Source organism: Bradyrhizobium sp. SZCCHNR1017, assembly GCF_032381375.1.
In the GTDB taxonomy this organism is placed as follows: Bacteria; Pseudomonadota; Alphaproteobacteria; order Rhizobiales; family Xanthobacteraceae; genus Bradyrhizobium.
In genome coordinates, this window is the sequence record NZ_JAUHIR010000008.1 from 23,943 (window position 1) to 39,831 (window position 15,889).

A 15,889-nucleotide genomic window follows, 5' to 3' on the forward strand; every position below is an offset into this window, starting at 1 on the left:
CATTTCGCGCAGCTCTTGCGGGCAGCGGCCGAATACGGTCAATGGTTCGCGGCAATGACGTCTTTGGACAATTTTCCACGTCCACAGCCATCCGACCGCCGCCGTGTGGACGCCCCGACCAACCGCCGACGGAACCGACCGACGCGGTACTGTCGTCACGAAGCGTAGGCTCACTGAGCAGCAATGCAGAAGCTCATCAATCTCGCGATTTTCATCGACGATCTTGGTGTCGGCGGGACCCAGAACTGGCTGACTCTCCTGGTGCCGGCGCTGGCCGCGCGCGGTTTCGCAGTGCGCGTCTACGGCATGCGTGCAATCGCACATCCCGAAATCCTCGAACGTCTAGCGCCTTACGCCGAAGTTCAAATCATCGGCGAAGGCCGTCTGTGGGCAGGACCCGGGCTGCTGCGCCTGGCGCAGGAGCTCCGGACCTGGCCGGCACAGGTCGTGCAGACGGCACTGCCGACCTCCGACATGATCGGCCGCTTGCTGGCATGGCTGACGGGGGTACCGGCGGTCTTTTCTACCATCCGTGGCCGGAACGTCGACAAACCAAGTTGGCAGAGGTGGCTTGATCGCCGCACCGCACACTTGGCCAGGGCGGTCGTCTTCAATGACCGCGAGGCGGTGCCGTTTGCGATCCGCCACGAGGGCATACGCGCAGGCCAGGTCGTCTACATTCCCAATGGCGTTTCGATCACGACGGCGCGCCGGCCACCCGGCGACGTGCGCAGGGAACTGCGGACGTCCGCGGAAGCGACCGTGCTCGCGACCGTCGCCCGCCTCCATCCGTCCAAGGGACAACAATATCTGTTGCGCGCCTTCCGTCTCGTTCGCGAGCGCTACCCCGGCGCGGTTCTGTGGCTCGTCGGCGACGGTGAGTGTCGAGCAGCCTTGGAGCGCGAAGCTGACGAGCTCGGGATAACGACGTTCGTCCGCTTCGCGGGCACCCGGCGCGACGTGCGCGACATCCTCGATGCCGTCGATCTCTTCGCGCTTCCCTCTTTGTGGGAAGGCATGCCCAATGCACTGATGGAGGCCATGGCCGCGAGCCGGCCGGTGGTCGCTTCCGATGTCGACGCCATCCGCGAACTGGTGATCCACGGCAAAACCGGCTGGATGGTCAGGCCGGGCGACGCCGACGCTCTTGCACGCTGCATGATGGATATCCTGGCGGATCCCGCCCGGGCAGCCGACATCGGCCAGGCAGGCTTGCGGCACGTTCGCGAGCATTTCTCACTGGATGGCATGGCGGATGCCTACGCGACATTGTATCGCGACGGCCTGAAGGACGCAGCACTGCGCGTGGGAGCCCCGTTGCGATGAAGATCGTTCATATCCTCGACAATCTCGATCGCGGCGGAGCTCAAACCATGCTGCGGAGCGTGGTGGCCGGCCTCACGGCGCGCGGCCACATCCAGCACATCATTTGCCTCAACGAGATATTCAACGAAGAGGTCGTCGCTGCCATGCGCGCCGCCGGAGCCAGCGTCGAGATCATCGGGCGGCCGCGCCTGTACGGCCTGATCGGTCTTTGGCACCTCGCCGCGGAATTGCGGCGGCGCCGGCCGGATCTCGTCCACACCGAACTCCCGTGGGGCGATCTGATCGGACGTACCGCCGCTCGCGTCGCCGGCATCGCCCCGATTGTCTCGACTGTGACCGCCCGCTACGCGGACAAGCCGCGGCTGCAATTGTGGTTCGATCGCAAGACCGCGGCCTGGGCCGACCGCGTGGCCTTCCAGAGCGCCGAAATCGTTCCCTTCTCGCTCGCGCATGAAGGTGTCCGGCGCGACCAGGTTCAGGTCATTCCGAACGGGGTCGATGCGGACGACCGTGACCGTTCCGTTGCAGCATCCGCCCTGCGCCGGGACCATGGCGGCAGCGCCACCACCATCCTCGGCATGGTCGCACGGTTGCACCCACAGAAGGCCCACCCCGATCTCCTCGAGGCGTTCGCAAAGCTGGCGTGTTCGGACGTTCGCCTCTGGCTGGTCGGCGACGGACCCGATCGCGCGCAACTCATGGAGCAGGCGCGCGCGCTCGGCATCGCCGATCACGTGGTCTTCGCCGGCGACCGCGGCAACGTTCGCGACTGGATCGCTGCGATGGATATCTTCGTTCATCCGACTTATTTCGAGGGTCTGCCGCTCGCGGTCCTCGAGGCCATGGCCATGGGCAAACCGGTGATTACCTCGCCGGTCGATGGGCTTCGCAGCCTGATCACCTCCGGCGTCGACGGCTGGCTGGTGCCGCCCGGCAATCCCGACGCGCTCGCCGAGGTCATCGGCCACGTCGTCGCCCATCCCGAGGAACGGGCCCGCGTTGCCGCGACGGGCGCGATCCGCGCGCTGTCGCAATACGGCTCGGATCGCGTGGTCGAAGCCTACGAAACGCTGTTCAAGTCCGTGCTCGAGGCCCGGAGCGCGGGGAGCGGCGCCAACGGCCGTCGATGAACGCGTCGATCGCGGCAAAGGCCGCATCGTTGCCGCAGAAATCTCCGTGACCGATCCGGGCGCGATAGCTCTCCAGCCGCACCTCGAATTCGTGCAGGATCCGCGACGAGAAAGTCGCCAGATCGGCACGCATGCCGTAACCGAGCCGCTCCAGATAGTACGCGTTGAGAAACTGCTCGAAGGCGCCACGGACCGGAATCGACAACACCGGCTTGCCGAGATGCAGCGCCTCGGAGATGAGCGTATGGCCACCGCCGCAGACGACGAAGGCGCAGGACGCCAGATCATCGAGAAACGATTGCTCGTCGAATGCCTTGAAGACGACGCGACCCAGGCTGCAGCGCTCGCCCAGGCCGTAGACGCGGACAGGCCGGCCAAGCGTGGCGAGATGCTCGACGAAGGCCGGGAACGTCGGATAGCCCTGATAAGCGACGACGTGGTCACCCGGCGTCGGCCGGCGCGCAACGACGTCGCGCCGCAGCAGCGGCGGCAGTTGCCGAAGCCAGGGGCTCGCCGCCCGCGCGGGAACGTCGAAGAAATTGCAGACGAGGTACTGGTCGGCCGAACTGAACAGAAGCCGGACCGCCGCAGCCGTCGCTAACCGGCTCAACATCTGGCCCAGAGGGCATGTGATCCGTCCCATGGTGATGACATGTTGGTTGTCGAGCGACAGGCAAGCCACTCCCATCCTGCGCGCCACTTGCGGCACGAAGAACTCGTAGTCGGTCATGGCCAAGTCCGGGACGAAGGCCTCGGCCGCCTGCTCGACCCGGCGGCGCCAATGTGCGCCGTTGCTGAGTGTCGCGGCGGTACGCAGCAACGCCGCCGGAGCATCGACCCGATGCGAGCCCACGGGCGTGACCGGATTGGGACACTCGAACACCCGGAATTGGCCCCCGAGCAGGCGCGCCGCTTCTCCATGACAGACGAACAGGAAGTCGTGCTGGGAATAATGCTGAGCCAGGGTCGAGGCGCGGATCGCGTGCCCCCGGCCGGTCCCATGCACGCCATAGAGAATGCGCGCCATGACTTCAGACCGACGCGCCGGCAGGCCGGTGAAGCGGCGGCCAGCGCCGCGAAAGACAATTCACCATCGGCCCGTTCATTCCTTGTGCCGACAGTCCCGCAGGACCGTCGCCTTGCCCTTCGACTCATCTTATGGTTGTTATTGGTTGCTGAACATTCTAACGAGCAAGGATCGTGTCGAGAAGAGCGTCCAGGCGCATCAGCGAGAACAGTTTGGTTACGGGCGGCGCCGGCTTCATCGGTTCGCATCTGTGCGAGCGACTGATTTCCGACGGCCATCAGGTCGTCTGCGTCGACAATTTCTTCACCGGCACACGCCGCAATATCGAGCCCCTTCTCGACGATAGGAATTTCGAGCTGCTTCGGCACGACGTGACGTTTCCTCTCTATGTCGAGGTCGACAGCATCTACAACCTCGCCTGCCCCGCCTCGCCGGTCCATTACCAGCACGATCCCGTGCAGACGACCAAGACCAGCGTTCACGGCGCCATCAACATGCTAGGGCTGGCGAAACGGCTCAAGGCCATGATCCTTCAGGCCTCGACCTCGGAAGTCTACGGCGACCCGGAGAAGCATCCACAGACGGAGGATTATTGGGGCAACGTCAATCCGATCGGTCCGCGGTCCTGTTATGATGAAGGTAAGCGCTGCGCCGAGACGCTGTTCTTCGATTATTGGCGCCAGCACCGATTACAGATCAAGGTGGCCAGAATCTTCAATACCTACGGGCCTCGCATGCACCCCCACGACGGGCGCGTCGTCTCGAACTTCATCGTCCAGGCGCTGCTCGGCAAGCCGATCACCCTGTATGGCAACGGGTCACAGACGCGATCGTTCTGCTATGTCGACGACATGGTCGATGCGCTCGTCCGCCTCGCCGCGACCCCCGACGATGTGACCGGACCGGTCAATCTCGGCAACCCCGCCGAGATCTCGATCCAGGAACTCGCCAGGACCATCATCGACTTGTGCAATTCGCGGTCTGCCATCGTATGCGGGAAGCGACCGGTGGATGATCCATGTCGGCGACGGCCCGACATAGCGTGCGCCGAAGCTGTCCTGTCATGGCAGCCGAGGATTGGCCTTACCGAAGGCCTGACCAGGACCATCGCCTATTTCGACCGGCTCCTGTCCGAGGGTGCTGTCCGCCGATCCCTGCTGGACGACCCGGGTTGAGGTGACGGGCCTCGGTGTGGATCGGTCGACGGAATCTCGCTCGCCAGCGTCTGATGCCTGCGCGAGAAGTGGCAAGACGACCTGGGCGTGATCTGAGGCCGGAAAACTGGACCATTTTTGGCTAGAGTCTTGCGCTTGCCGAATCCCCTCGGCTGGGAGGAGCGGAAGACGATGAAAGCCTCGAAGTTTTCGGACGCCCAGAAGGCGTTCATTCTGAAGCAGGGCAATGACGGCGTGCCGGTCGCCGAGATCTGCCGCAAGGCCGGGATCAGCCCGGCGACCTATTTCAATTGGAAGAAGAAGTATGACGGGCTGCTGCCGACCGAGATGCGTCGGCTGAAGCAGCTCGAGGACGAGAACGGCAAGCTGAGAAAGCTGGTCGCTGATCTGTCGCTCGACAAGGAGATGCTGCAGGACGTAATCCGCCGAAAGCTGTGAAGCCTGGTCGGAAGCGCAAGCTCGTCGACGAGGTCTGTGGCGAGTGGCAGGTATCGATCCGCAGGGCCTGCGACGCCCTCGAATTCGACAGGTCGACCTACCACTACAGATCCCGTCGCTCCGACCAGGCCGCCCTCGAACAACGGATCAGGGAGATCTGTCAGGTTCGCGTCCGCTACGGTTATCGCCGCATTCACGTCGTGCTTCGTCGCGAAGGATGGCGCCACGGGCAGAACAAGACGCGGCGGGTCTATCGCGAGTTGGGCCTGCAACTACGCAACAAGACGCCGAAGCGCCGGGTCAAGGCCAAGCTGCGGGACGATCGCAGGCCGGCGACGCGATCGAACGAGACCTGGGCGATGGACTTCGTCCACGATCAGCTGGCAACCGGACGTAAGCTTCGGGTGCTCACGATCGTCGACATCTTCTCCCGATTCTCGCCAGCGCTGACACCGCGGTTCACTTTCCGCGGCACCGATGTCGTGGAGATACTGGAAGGAGTCTGCAATGAAGTGGGATTCCCGGCGACGATCCGTGTTGATCAAGGCACCGAGTTTGAAGTGCTCCCCAAAACTAGGCCAGCCGGAGCTGGAATTTTCCGGGGTTAGGCTCATGCCGGCGGGGGCGCCGATGAGCCATTCAACAGCGAAATCGGCGGCTTGTTGCCGATCGCGCTGTGTGGCCGGACCTCGTTATAGTCTCTACGCCAATCCTCCATTTTCTGCCGGGCGTCGTCAAGGCTCAGGAACCAGTGCGTGTTCAGGCACTCGTTTCGAAGCTTGCCATTGAAGGATTCGATGAAGCTGTTGTCTGTCGGTTTGCCTCGTCTGGAGAAGTCGAGAATGACATTCTTCTGGTAAGCCCAGATGTCGAGATCGCGGGAGATGAACTCCGACCCCTGATCGACGCGAATCGTCTTGGGGTAGCCGACGGCCTTGCAGACGCGTTCCAAAGTCAGCACGACGTCCTCGCCTCGATAGCTGAAGCGCGGATCGACGGCTGGAGAAAAGCGACTGAAGGTATCGACGATCGTAAGAACCCGGATCTTGCGACCGGTGGCAAGCTGATCGTGAACGAAATCCATCGCCCAGGTCTCGTTGATCTGACACGCGTCGGTACGATCCTCGCGCAGCTTGGCCTTGACGCGACGCCTCGGCGTTTTATTGCGCAATTGCAGGCCTAATTCCCTATAGAGACGATAGACGCGCTTGACGTTGACGGCCCAACCGGCACGTTGCAGCAGGACATGGACGCGGCGATATCCGTACCTCACCCGTGTCTGGCAGACGTCCTTGATCCGATTTTTGAGGGCGGCCTGGTCGCCACGCTTGGACTTGTAGACGTACAGTGCGCGATCGATCCGAAGCGTCGAACAGGCCCGCCTGATCGAGACCTTCCAGTCGCCCCGCACCTTGTCGACAAGCTCACGCTTGCGGCCAGGCTTCAGAGCTTTTTTGAGAGCACATCCTGCAGCATGGCCTTATCGAGCGACAAGTCCGCAACGATCCGCTTGAGCTTGGCGTTCTCCTCTTCGAGCTGGCGCAGCCGCTTCATCTCCGATGGCATCAGGCCCGCATACTTCTTCTTCCAATTGAAATACGTCGCCTGGCTGATCCCGGCCTTGCGGCAAACCTCCGCAACCGCCATGCCGTCCTCAGCCTGCTTCAGAACAAACGCGATCTGCGCCTCCGAAAACTTCGATGCCTGCATGGAACTCTCCTCTGTCCCGGGTCGGGATCATAAGTGGAAAATTCCAGTTCAGACTGGCCTAATTTGATGGGGGCAGGTCACCACCGCTACACCGTGGACGACCATGGAAGATCGTTAGGCAACGAAGTCGGGTTGCTTCGAGATCGGACTTCGGACTGGTGCCGCGCCTCTACGCGCATCGGATAGGTGTTCTGCTTCCCTCTCGGGGCTCTTAGTCAGAATTGCCTGTCCTTTGCGCGCGAAAATCTGCGACAAGCTTCGACCCGGCAAGTTCGTCTCTGAATTGGGAAGTCTGGCGATGATAGATGTAAGTCGCTTGTGACCGGACAAGTCCCACGAACTGCGTTTGGAATCCATACGACTGCCGCGGCTGTCGAGATTGAGGCCCTTAATGTCGAAACGAGTCATGCAGCCTACGGCTGAAACGATCGACCCATCTGCGCCGCTGCGTCTAGATATTGCCGCCAAAATAGCCTTCCCGGATGGATCTATGACCGCTTCTGGCCTGCGAAGAGAAGGCGCTAGAGGTCGACTGACTCTCGAACGGATCGCGAATAGAGATTATACTACCCTTGAAGCTATCAGCGCCATGAGGGAGTTATGTCGCGTCCAAGCAAAGGGATCAGACTCTACAAGAGAAAGGCCCGATACCGAGACGGAAAACTTGTTCATCAGGCGGTCTGGATCATCAAAGATGGAGATCGCCATATCGCCACGGGATGCGTTGCGAGCTCGATTGAAACGAAACCGCCTCGAGAGGCAGAGCAAGCCCTAGCGGACTACATCGCCAAAAAGTACCAACCCGAGCGCCGCCGGCAGGATATCGAGGACATCGACTGTGCTGACGTACTGTCGATCTATCTGACCGATATCGGCGAACCCGGCGACCAGTTTGAGATCGGGGCTAGGATTGAACGCCTCAATGAATTCTGGGGCGACAAAAAGCTGTCTACCGTCAATGCCCAGACGTGCGCCGCGTATGTCAGGCATCGTGGCAACCGCGGTGGCGCACGCCGCGACCTGGAGACATTTCGCGCTGCGATCAACCATCATGCGAAGGAAGGTTTCCACCGGGGCTTAGTACGCGTGTCGCTTCCGCCAAAGGGAGCCCCGAGAGACCGATGGCTTACGCGAGAGGAAGCCGCCGCCCTCATTTGGCATTGTTGGCGGCATCGAGAGACGCAGACTATCCATTCAGGGGCGGCGAAAGGTGATCCGGTCAGCACGAACCGCCGGCCGCTGAGACATGTGGCCAGATTTATTCTGATCGGCCTTTATACCGGCACTCGGGCTGGGGCTATTGCGTCAGCTTCGCCGTATACAGAGCCAGGCCGCTCTTACGTCGACCTTGATCGCGGGATATTCTACCGAAAGCCGATCGGCAAGCCTGCCACCAAGAAGCGCCAAACTCCAGCGCCCATACCACCGCGGCTGCTCGCACACCTGCGTCGGTGGAAAGATCGCAAGCTAATCGTCACGTGCTTCGTCGAGTTCAATGGCAAGCCGGTCGCATCGGTGAAGAAGGGGTTCGGCAGAGCCGTAGAGCTGGCGGGCCTGGCCGGCAAGGTCACCCCGCATACCTTGCGCCATACCGCCGCGACCTGGCTGATGCAGCGAGGCGTATCGATATGGGAAGCAGCAGGTTTCCTAGGAATGTCCCCAGAAATCCTGCAAGACACCTATGGCCACCATCATCCCGACTACCTGCAAGGCGCAGCAGCTGCAATCGGTCGAAAGGGCTTCAATGTTTCGGTGGCCAAAACGGTGGCCGGACTCACCGGGGATCGAACGCAGGAGAAAAACTCTAGGGAAATTTGGTCGGAGCGGCAGGATTCGAACCTGCGACCCCTGCGTCCCGAACTTGAGGGCCCACCTATCTACCATTGAAATCATTCGTGTTCTTGCGTCAATCGAACGTTGATCTTCTGGTTTTGTTCACGTTCATTCTGTACCCAATCTGTACCCCAGCCCTAGCGTCCATCATCCGTTCTGCGGAGTCGATCATGACCAAAACCACGGTCGCAATTGCCATGCTTGTGGCCACCTCGGCGCTGGCCGAGAGCCCCTACCCGACACCCACCCGAGACGGCCGGGAGCGCCTCCAGCGGCACGGCACCTGCCCGACAGGCTACGTCGGCCTGGGCGACAAGTGCGAGGCCCTACGTCGGGACACGCCTCGGGCCTACCCGAAGATCAAGGGCGCCGCCTGCCCGTCCGGCACCTTCGCCAGCGGCGACTACTGCGAGGCATTCCGATAAGTTCGTCCCCGGTGACTTTCCCGTCTAACGCCTCTTTAGAACAGGAACCCTACGGGGCAGCGGCGCGACGACCATGTTCGCAAGATCATCCCCCGAAGCAAGAGTCTGAAGTCCGGCCTTCTTCGGCGCGGTTACTAGCAATTCAGGCTGAGCAAATACCTTGAGAGCTTCGATCACATCAAGAACAGGAAATTCGCGACGCTGTTCAAGCTGGCGCGCAACTTCACGATGAGCCGGGTTTGGCAGCACGACCTCCTTGGGCACGCGCGAGTCGGCCGAAAAGAAAGCGAGTACGATGTTCCAGGCGTCGTAGAATATCTCCATGAACAAGCCATCATGGTGCAGCGGGCAGATGATCAGGTTCTTGCTCTCATCTTTAATGACCCGATCGCTGCGTCCGGACAAGCTGGGAACAATCCCGACTCGCAAACCCTTCGCGCCTACCAGAGCATTCGCGTTGATCTTTACCGTCGTGCCGACCCATCTTTCCGCCTCGGGTACGCCTAAGAAGAGATCGGCCTTCCAAAGCCCGCTGATTGATGTGGGGAGAGTCGTGGTGCGCCTACGAAACGCGCGAGCTAGCTCGCTGAGGTGGCGTTTGATCTTTGGCGGTTGGCCCTTGAGGCCAGATAGAACCCGGCTGTCGTCCGTAAATTCTTGATGCACAGTATCGATGAGCTGCTGTCTGCCAGACTTTTCAATGCCGAAAAGCAGGGACTTTGCGTCGCCCGTTACCTTGCAAAGCTTCAACGCATCGGTCACGCGCTCGACAACGTGGGCATCGCCCGTGTTGAGCGCCTCGTGAACAGCGTATTCAAAGCAAATGCCGCAGTCGCCGTCACCTTGTCTCCGCAATCGACCCAACATGAGGAGCTTCAAGTTCTCATAGTCGCCGGCCTCGATCGCAACTTCTCTCTTCAAGGCGTACAGGACCCCCCTTAAGATGGGGCCAATCACGGCTAATAGGGCCTGCACCTCGCCAGCGACTTCGTTAAGTTGTTGCTCCTGCTGAATTATCATCGTCCCTCCAAACGATTTTTACTAAAACGCTCTGCCTCCTAGCACATTGAGCCGACATACAGAAGTGCTGCGCGCTTCGCCTACCAACTCTAGCGATCCGGACTGCTAGGTCAGAAGGCAATCCTCTTGGCAGGCGAGCGCTACCTCGAGTATGTCTGTGGCATCCTGCAGAACAAGTTCTGGTACATCGAGGTGCCGATGTATGGACTGACAATAGGCCGGCAGCTGAGCTGGCTCGCTGAGAGGACCTGAAGATGCCGAGAATGATGTTGTTGCTTGCTGCGGCTGCTGCTCTTACCGCCTCCCCGGCCAGCGCATTCTACACCGAATGCACGGCCATCAAGGAAATCGAGCTGCTCAATCGGCCAGACGGCAAAACCGATCCCAGGTTCGAGCCCGTGGCGAAGGGCGACAAGGTTGCCTTCCGCGACGAGTATCAGGGCTGGTGGTTCGTCATTCACGACGGCACCTATGGCTGGGTCCAGAAGAGCGACTTGACGAAGTGCAAGAAGATGGACGGAACGCCATAATGCGAGTCCTGGTCTACGGCGGTCGGGACTTCGTCGATAGAAGATGGCTCTATCGCGTTTTGGACGAGCTGGATGCACGTTCAACCATCAGCTGTATCATTGAGGGTGAGGCGACTGGAGCCGATAGGATGGCCCGGGAATGGGCCAAGAGCCGCGGTGTCCTGTTCGATCCGTACCCAGCTGCGTGGAACGACATCACCCGCCCCGGCGCCGTGGTCCGACGCAACAAGGCCGGCAAGCTGTATGATGCAGCTGCCGGCCCATTCCGGAACGAGAAGATGCTTCGCGAGGGTAAGCCGGACTATGCGGTAGGCTTCCCTGGCGGGACCGGCACCCGGGACATGACGATCAGGTGTTGGGAATACGGACTCGCCCCTTCGCTTCCGAAGCCCACCTGATCAGGCTTGGCACTGAGACAGCAACGATGACGTTGAGAGCGATATAGATGAACCCCGCGGCGGTCGGCGCGCTCACCTCGTTGATTGGCGGGACGATGCACCAGTTGTAGCAGACGGCGCCGAGCATGGTCACGACGATCGCCGCCCATAAGCCCCAGACAATCCCGAAGCGGCTGTGCAATCGCCGCTGCTGCTGGCAGGGCCGGACTTGACGGTGAAGCGGCTGCGGAATGCGACAACTCCGGCCGGGCTGCTTACTGGCGCGGCACCATCAGCGAAATCGAGATCCATACGGCACATGGGCTTTTCGAGCAGGTCGCGGATCCACGACGGCTGTACATTTTTTGAGATATGCTGATCAAGGACTTCCTCTGCTGCGACCCAGAGCGCATCCACGCTTCTCAGGACCCGCAAGAGGTGGTTGGACGTCATCAAAAAATCATCCCCATCCAAGGACTTCGCCTGGTAACGGCCGTCTTCAGCCGAAATTTCGTAACCCCGATAACAAAAAGAACGCTTCATGGTGTTCCGCCGCCAGACCATAGCCGAGACCCCAACGCCCCGGTTCCGTCGTTTGCATTAGCTAGACCCGCGACAAAATGCAAGTTTTCACCGCGTCCACAATGCTATTCCGGCAGGAAGTGAAAACATCCAAAAACCCAACATTTCCGGCTTGAAAGCCCCTTCATCGGGTTCCAACCCAAAACTTGCTTGTTTGCATTTTGTATTGTATTGCAAATCCATAACGCAAATGGAGAGGCAAGGTGTTTAGCCGGTTGATGCTGGGTTGCTGTTCCGCCGTGAGTCCCTGCTCCCATCAGCAGCGCGATCCAAATTCGATCTGCGATATCTGCTGCCAGGCGTCCCGAATCGCTCCGGTCGCTGCGCCAGTTAGGACCGAGATCAAGCGCAACAACCTCGACTGGGATCGCTACCACCTGCGCGTGGCTCGCGAGATCGCCAGCGGATCGAAGGACCCGAGCACGCAAGTCGGCGCGGTGATCGTCCGACCGGACAGAACGATCGCGGGAACCGGATACAACGGCTTCCCGCGCGGAATCGCTGACACCTTCGAGCGCTTGCATGACCGGGACACCAAGATCGCCCTGGTCATCCACGCTGAGATCAACGCGGTGCTGACTGCTCGTGAGCCGCTCCACGGCTACACGCTCTACACCTGGCCGTTCCTCACCTGCGACCGCTGCGCCCTCCACATGGTGCAGGCAGGCATCAAGCGCGTCGTCGCGCCCGAGCTGCCGGAAGACAAGCGCGAACGGTGGAAGGACTCGATGGCAAAGTCACGCTCGATCTACGACGAATGCGGCATCCAGTGCGACATCATCGACCTGCCGGAGGACGAAGATGTCGCATGACCGCGGCTGCCCGTGCGGCAACGAGCGATGGGATTTTCGTGAGTGCGCCATCCGCGAGGGCGATGACTGCTATCGTTACCATCTCGTCCAGAACTGGAAGCCTCCTAAAACGAAGCCCCGCATCCGAGTGAAGGCAGCTACGGAGCGCGTCGATGCGACTTGAAGACTGGCCCCTGGCGCAGGTCCGCGTGAAGTGCGCGCAGTGCAACCGCGAAGGCCGTGTGAGCAAGGTCAAGCTGCTGGAGCGCTTCGGTCACGACCGCGAGATGTTCGTGGTCAGGGCCAAGCTAACGGAGCCGACCTGCGACCGCAAGGACAAGAAGCAGCCCTGCATGTCGATCCTGCCGGATGCCATGCTGGTCCAGGCGATCCTCGCAGAGCGCAAGGAAGACGTGCTCAAGCCAGAGCTGATCGAGGAAGCGATGCAACATCAGCCGCGGTGGCTGAAGGAGGAGGACTGATGAAGCTGACGAGCAGGGAGAAGTTGGCCTTGAAGGACGCTGTCGAGCGGCCCGGCGGTTGGGGACTCTTCAACCCGAAGACGACCGCGAAGCTGGCGGAGCGCGGCTTCTTCATCAAGGAGAATCTGAACGGCTACGGCATGCAGTGGCGGATCACCGATGCCGGCCGCGCAGCGCTCACAGAGGCTGACGTATGAAGGTCGGCGACAAGGTCGAGAAGATCAAGGGGTACAAGTGGCCGGGCGTGGTCGTCTCGATGTTCTCGACACTCAAGGGCGAGCCACGCCTGGTTGTCGAGTGTACCGTCCCTGAAGTCGCAGGCGCGCTTCACATCTACAATCTTGAGCAGCTCCGTCTGATCGATTGACGACCAAAAGTTGACAGCCCTCGCCCGCTCTGACATTTGCATGAATGCAAAGGACATAAATGCAAATGCCAAAGTTCCAACTGAGCCCTCTCCTGAGACACCACTATGGCCTGGCGAAGATCGACCCGCCGTGGACGTTCCAGACCTATTCAGAGAAAGGCAAGGGCAAGTCGGCTGAGCAGCACTACGAGTGCATGTCGATCGACGACATCTACGAGCTGCCGATTGCGGAGCTGGCGCACCCAGATGGCATGTGGGTTTGGCTCTATGCCACGGGCGCGATGTACGACGAGGCTCGCGAGTGCCTCAGGCGCTGGAACGTCAAGTACGTCACCCAAGGCGTCTGGGTGAAGATGACGAAGGACAACAGCCGGCCGACCTTCGGCACCGGCTACGTCTTCCGCAACTGTCATGAGCCGATCCTGATCGGCAAGGTTGGCAAGCCTCGCGTTCATGCCCGCGACATCCGCTCTGCCATCTTGAGCCCGCGTCGCGAACACTCACGCAAGCCCGAGGAGGGATACGTCAACGCTGCCAAGATGGCAGGACCGTATCCGAAGGCGGACATCTTCGCGCGCCAAGAGCGGCCGGGATGGGACGCCTGGGGAAATGAGGTCACGAAATTCAATTCCGAGCTGGTCGGTGAGCCGGCTCTGAACGTCGCTGGCGAACCAGAAATCCTCGCAGCTTAACCAGGAGATCGAAGTGAAGAGAGCAATCTCGGCGCTGCTCTGCGCCGCTGCCTTGGCCGCGACAGTCAGTACGGCTGAAGCTCGTCCCCGTCATCATCATCGCCAATATCATCACCAGGCGGTCGTGCAACAGGAGGAGCAGAGCGTCTTCGGCGGCTTCCAGAATGGTCTGCAGCATGGTTTCAGCGCCGGCAGCAGCTTCGTCGAGCGCGCTCGTCAGTTCGTCGGTGAGACGGCCCATCAGGTCGGCGTCCGCAGCACCCTGTGGTGCTCCGCCTTCCTGCGGAAGATCACAGGCGCCACGGGCGTGGATGATCGCGCCCTCTCATGGGAGAGCCACCGCCGTGTCGCGCCCCAGGTCGGAGCTGTCGTGACCATGGGTCGCCGCGGCGGCGGGCACGTCGGCATCGTCTCCGGCTTCACCGCGAAGGGTGATCCGATCGTCATCAGTGGAAATCACGGGCACCGAGTGGCGGAGAGCGTCTATCCGCGCCACCGCATCCGCACGTGGGTGTCGCCAACCTAAGGAGCAGAGATGCCGATAAAAAGGATGGATTGGATCACGAGACAGGACCTCCGGGGCAACCCGGAGGCAGTCTTCGTCTTCGGCGACAACGTGGAGCGCCGGGGCTACGGAGGTCAGGCGGCGGCCATGCGCGGCGAGCCCAACGCGATCGGCGTAGCCACGAAATGGAAGCCCAGCATGTCCGCTGCGGCGTTCTTCGACGACAGCATCGAGTGTCAGGTGGCGGTGATGCAGGACCTGAAGAAAGTCCAGGACGCGCTCGACGCCGGCAAGACCGTCTACGTGCCAAAGGACGGCATCGGGACCGGGCTATCCCGCCTGTTTGCCACGGCGCCGAACCTCGATCGCTTCATCAAGCGATGGTTCGAGGATCGCGAGAAGCCGCTCGGACTCGGTCGATGTCCGACCTGCGGCGAGCCAGGCCACATGATGGAGAAGCGGCCGAACGGTAACACGATCTGCATCGATGGTCACAGTCACCCGTCGAAGGAGTTTCTCTAAATGGGCTCGAAGCGTCAAGAACAGGGAAGAAGCTGATCTAGAATGTGACGCGGCGCCGGATCGAACTGGCCAACGAGCTTCGTGCCCACTCCGCTCGCGAGCACGACGCCTACAGCCTCCCCCGCCCGGAGGGATGGCTCCCCCATCGACGGGAGCATGGCTAGGCTTGCTAAAATCATTTGTTGTTCCCAAATGAAATCGACCAACCTTGTAGCCAAACGCCCCCTGGGCTGGAGCGTCCGCATTGGCCGGAATTTATGGTCTGTTCTCCGGACGTGACGGGAAGGTCCGATATGTCGGGCAGACCGCGGGTACGTGTGCCGACCGGTTTAAGCAACACGTGAAAAGGCCGAGCGACTGCCTATACAGGTGGTTTCACAACGAATGGAAAGACGGCTACCCGATCGAATACGTAAGGCTGGAAATTTGCGATGGTTTTAGTGATGACCTGCGGCGCAGTCGGGAGCGTCGTTGGATGGCAACGTTTCCCGGCCTGTTGAATGACCGAATAAGCGCTCAGACCTGGCTTAGTGGAATGTGCAGCAAGCCAGAGAAACTTCCTGAAATCGCCGCTTACATGCGAAGGTATCACTTTAACGCAGGTGGCTATCGGGGAATCCATTATGACAAGCATTGGGACTGTTATCGAGTTCTCCTATATGACGGCTTCGAGGCTGCCTGGTTATATGGCGATAGCTGCGATGAAATGATGCCAGGATGGGGTGGAAACATGTGGTTTCCGGACCGGACCGCAGCATTGATTGCGAGAGACCAGGCAAGGCAAAGTAAATGGCGGGGGCTCAAATGGTCCCCCGACATCGAACTACCGGCTGATATTTGAGACGTTTCCAAAGCCAGCGCCTAACGACCGTCGCGGGAAGTGGCGCCCACAGCATCTGGACCGCCCCCCCCCTCGTACATGTTATCGCACTGCGAGCAAAGATCCGCGGATATGGC

General features: G+C 60.8%; 21 protein-coding genes and 1 pseudogene. 17 read left to right on the forward strand and 5 right to left on the reverse strand.

Annotated elements, in window-relative coordinates:
* Nucleotides 1–183: 183 nt before the first annotated feature.
* Together QW863_RS19830 and QW863_RS19835 are read left to right on the forward strand one after the other, a co-directional pair.
* Nucleotides 184–1,326, forward strand: coding sequence for a glycosyltransferase (locus tag QW863_RS19830; protein WP_315717194.1), 1,143 nt, complete (start codon nucleotides 184–186; stop codon nucleotides 1,324–1,326).
* Nucleotides 1,323–2,456 carry a glycosyltransferase gene (locus tag QW863_RS19835; RefSeq protein WP_315717195.1) on the forward strand — a complete coding sequence of 378 codons (1,134 nt, stop codon included), beginning with the start codon at nucleotides 1,323–1,325 and terminating at the stop codon, nucleotides 2,454–2,456. Before QW863_RS19830 ends, QW863_RS19835 begins: the two co-directional genes overlap by 4 nt.
* Here QW863_RS19835 and QW863_RS19840 read toward each other — a convergent pair.
* Nucleotides 2,401–3,483 (reverse strand): glycosyltransferase family protein, encoded by a 1,083-nt coding sequence (locus tag QW863_RS19840; RefSeq protein ID WP_315717196.1) that lies wholly within the window; start codon nucleotides 3,481–3,483, stop codon nucleotides 2,401–2,403. The genes QW863_RS19835 and QW863_RS19840 overlap by 56 nt on opposite strands.
* Before the next feature lie 173 nt (nucleotides 3,484–3,656).
* On the opposite strand from QW863_RS19840, the gene QW863_RS19845 reads away from it, so the two are divergent.
* The gene (locus tag QW863_RS19845) at nucleotides 3,657–4,658 is read left to right on the forward strand and encodes a UDP-glucuronic acid decarboxylase family protein (protein WP_409977950.1); all 1,002 of its coding nucleotides are present in this window, start codon (nucleotides 3,657–3,659) and stop codon (nucleotides 4,656–4,658) included.
* A gap of 171 nt (nucleotides 4,659–4,829) precedes the next feature.
* Nucleotides 4,830–5,653: pseudogene (locus QW863_RS19850) on the forward strand (IS3 family transposase); the annotation flags it as partial.
* 53 nt (nucleotides 5,654–5,706) lie between these two features.
* Here the strand turns inward: QW863_RS19850 and QW863_RS19855 are convergent.
* Nucleotides 5,707–6,806 (reverse strand): IS3 family transposase gene (locus tag QW863_RS19855; protein ID WP_315717197.1). Its coding sequence is split into 2 segments (ribosomal slippage): nucleotides 5,707–6,554 and nucleotides 6,554–6,806, totalling 1,101 coding nucleotides; the frame shifts between segments, so codons are not numbered across the junction.
* Between the two features lie 600 nt (nucleotides 6,807–7,406).
* Here QW863_RS19855 and QW863_RS19860 point away from each other — a divergent pair.
* Together QW863_RS19860 and QW863_RS19865 are read left to right on the forward strand one after the other, a co-directional pair.
* Nucleotides 7,407–8,693, forward strand: coding sequence for a site-specific integrase (locus QW863_RS19860; RefSeq protein WP_315768316.1), 1,287 nt, complete (start codon nucleotides 7,407–7,409; stop codon nucleotides 8,691–8,693).
* 116 nt (nucleotides 8,694–8,809) lie between these two features.
* Nucleotides 8,810–9,064: a hypothetical protein gene (locus QW863_RS19865; protein WP_315768318.1), complete on the forward strand. Its 255-nt coding sequence runs from the start codon at nucleotides 8,810–8,812 to the stop codon at nucleotides 9,062–9,064.
* Nucleotides 9,065–9,088: 24 nt separating this feature from the next.
* Here QW863_RS19865 and QW863_RS19870 read toward each other — a convergent pair whose 3' ends face one another.
* Nucleotides 9,089–10,084, reverse strand: a complete 996-nt coding sequence (locus tag QW863_RS19870; RefSeq protein ID WP_315768320.1) for a hypothetical protein — start codon at nucleotides 10,082–10,084, stop codon at nucleotides 9,089–9,091.
* A 120-nt stretch (nucleotides 10,085–10,204) separates the two neighbouring features.
* Here QW863_RS19870 and QW863_RS19875 point away from each other — a divergent pair, with 120 nt between their 5' ends.
* Genes QW863_RS19875 through QW863_RS19885 form a run of 3 tightly spaced genes read left to right on the forward strand, consistent with a single transcriptional unit; the run spans nucleotide 10,205 to nucleotide 11,012 of the window.
* Complete coding sequence (locus QW863_RS19875) at nucleotides 10,205–10,336, forward strand: DUF6884 domain-containing protein (RefSeq protein ID WP_409998349.1); 132 nt, start codon at nucleotides 10,205–10,207, stop codon at nucleotides 10,334–10,336.
* A gap of 11 nt (nucleotides 10,337–10,347) precedes the next feature.
* Nucleotides 10,348–10,614, forward strand: a complete 267-nt coding sequence (locus tag QW863_RS19880; protein WP_315768323.1) for a hypothetical protein — start codon at nucleotides 10,348–10,350, stop codon at nucleotides 10,612–10,614.
* On the forward strand, nucleotides 10,614–11,012 hold the full coding sequence (locus QW863_RS19885) for a DUF2493 domain-containing protein (RefSeq protein ID WP_315768325.1): 399 nt from the start codon (nucleotides 10,614–10,616) through the stop codon (nucleotides 11,010–11,012). Before QW863_RS19880 ends, QW863_RS19885 begins: the two co-directional genes overlap by 1 nt.
* Here the strand turns inward: QW863_RS19885 and QW863_RS36010 are convergent.
* Together QW863_RS36010 and QW863_RS19890 are read right to left on the reverse strand one after the other, a co-directional pair.
* Nucleotides 10,963–11,139: a hypothetical protein gene (locus QW863_RS36010; protein WP_409977951.1), complete on the reverse strand. Its 177-nt coding sequence runs from the start codon at nucleotides 11,137–11,139 to the stop codon at nucleotides 10,963–10,965. The genes QW863_RS19885 and QW863_RS36010 overlap by 50 nt on opposite strands.
* A gap of 2 nt (nucleotides 11,140–11,141) precedes the next feature.
* Nucleotides 11,142–11,534, reverse strand: coding sequence for a hypothetical protein (locus QW863_RS19890; protein WP_315768327.1), 393 nt, complete (start codon nucleotides 11,532–11,534; stop codon nucleotides 11,142–11,144).
* A gap of 242 nt (nucleotides 11,535–11,776) precedes the next feature.
* Here QW863_RS19890 and QW863_RS19895 point away from each other — a divergent pair, with 242 nt between their 5' ends.
* The 8 genes from QW863_RS19895 to QW863_RS19930 all read left to right on the forward strand — a co-directional run bounded on the left by QW863_RS19895 (nucleotide 11,777) and on the right by QW863_RS19930 (nucleotide 15,773).
* Nucleotides 11,777–12,385, forward strand: a complete 609-nt coding sequence (locus QW863_RS19895) for a deoxycytidylate deaminase (protein ID WP_315740162.1) — start codon at nucleotides 11,777–11,779, stop codon at nucleotides 12,383–12,385.
* 152 nt (nucleotides 12,386–12,537) lie between these two features.
* Nucleotides 12,538–12,846, forward strand: coding sequence for a hypothetical protein (locus QW863_RS19900; protein ID WP_315768329.1), 309 nt, complete (start codon nucleotides 12,538–12,540; stop codon nucleotides 12,844–12,846).
* Nucleotides 12,846–13,043 carry a hypothetical protein gene (locus QW863_RS19905; protein ID WP_315740160.1) on the forward strand — a complete coding sequence of 66 codons (198 nt, stop codon included), beginning with the start codon at nucleotides 12,846–12,848 and terminating at the stop codon, nucleotides 13,041–13,043. Before QW863_RS19900 ends, QW863_RS19905 begins: the two co-directional genes overlap by 1 nt.
* Nucleotides 13,040–13,213 carry a hypothetical protein gene (locus QW863_RS19910; protein ID WP_315740159.1) on the forward strand — a complete coding sequence of 58 codons (174 nt, stop codon included), beginning with the start codon at nucleotides 13,040–13,042 and terminating at the stop codon, nucleotides 13,211–13,213. Before QW863_RS19905 ends, QW863_RS19910 begins: the two co-directional genes overlap by 4 nt.
* A 65-nt stretch (nucleotides 13,214–13,278) precedes the next feature.
* Nucleotides 13,279–13,905, forward strand: a complete 627-nt coding sequence (locus QW863_RS19915) for an MT-A70 family methyltransferase (RefSeq protein ID WP_315768332.1) — start codon at nucleotides 13,279–13,281, stop codon at nucleotides 13,903–13,905.
* A 13-nt stretch (nucleotides 13,906–13,918) separates the two neighbouring features.
* Nucleotides 13,919–14,431, forward strand: a complete 513-nt coding sequence (locus QW863_RS19920) for a TIGR02594 family protein (RefSeq protein WP_315768334.1) — start codon at nucleotides 13,919–13,921, stop codon at nucleotides 14,429–14,431.
* 24 nt (nucleotides 14,432–14,455) lie between these two features.
* Nucleotides 14,456–14,932, forward strand: a complete 477-nt coding sequence (locus QW863_RS19925) for a hypothetical protein (RefSeq protein ID WP_315768336.1) — start codon at nucleotides 14,456–14,458, stop codon at nucleotides 14,930–14,932.
* 244 nt (nucleotides 14,933–15,176) lie between these two features.
* Nucleotides 15,177–15,773, forward strand: a complete 597-nt coding sequence (locus QW863_RS19930; protein ID WP_315768337.1) for a hypothetical protein — start codon at nucleotides 15,177–15,179, stop codon at nucleotides 15,771–15,773.
* Nucleotides 15,774–15,889: the final 116 nt, after the last annotated feature.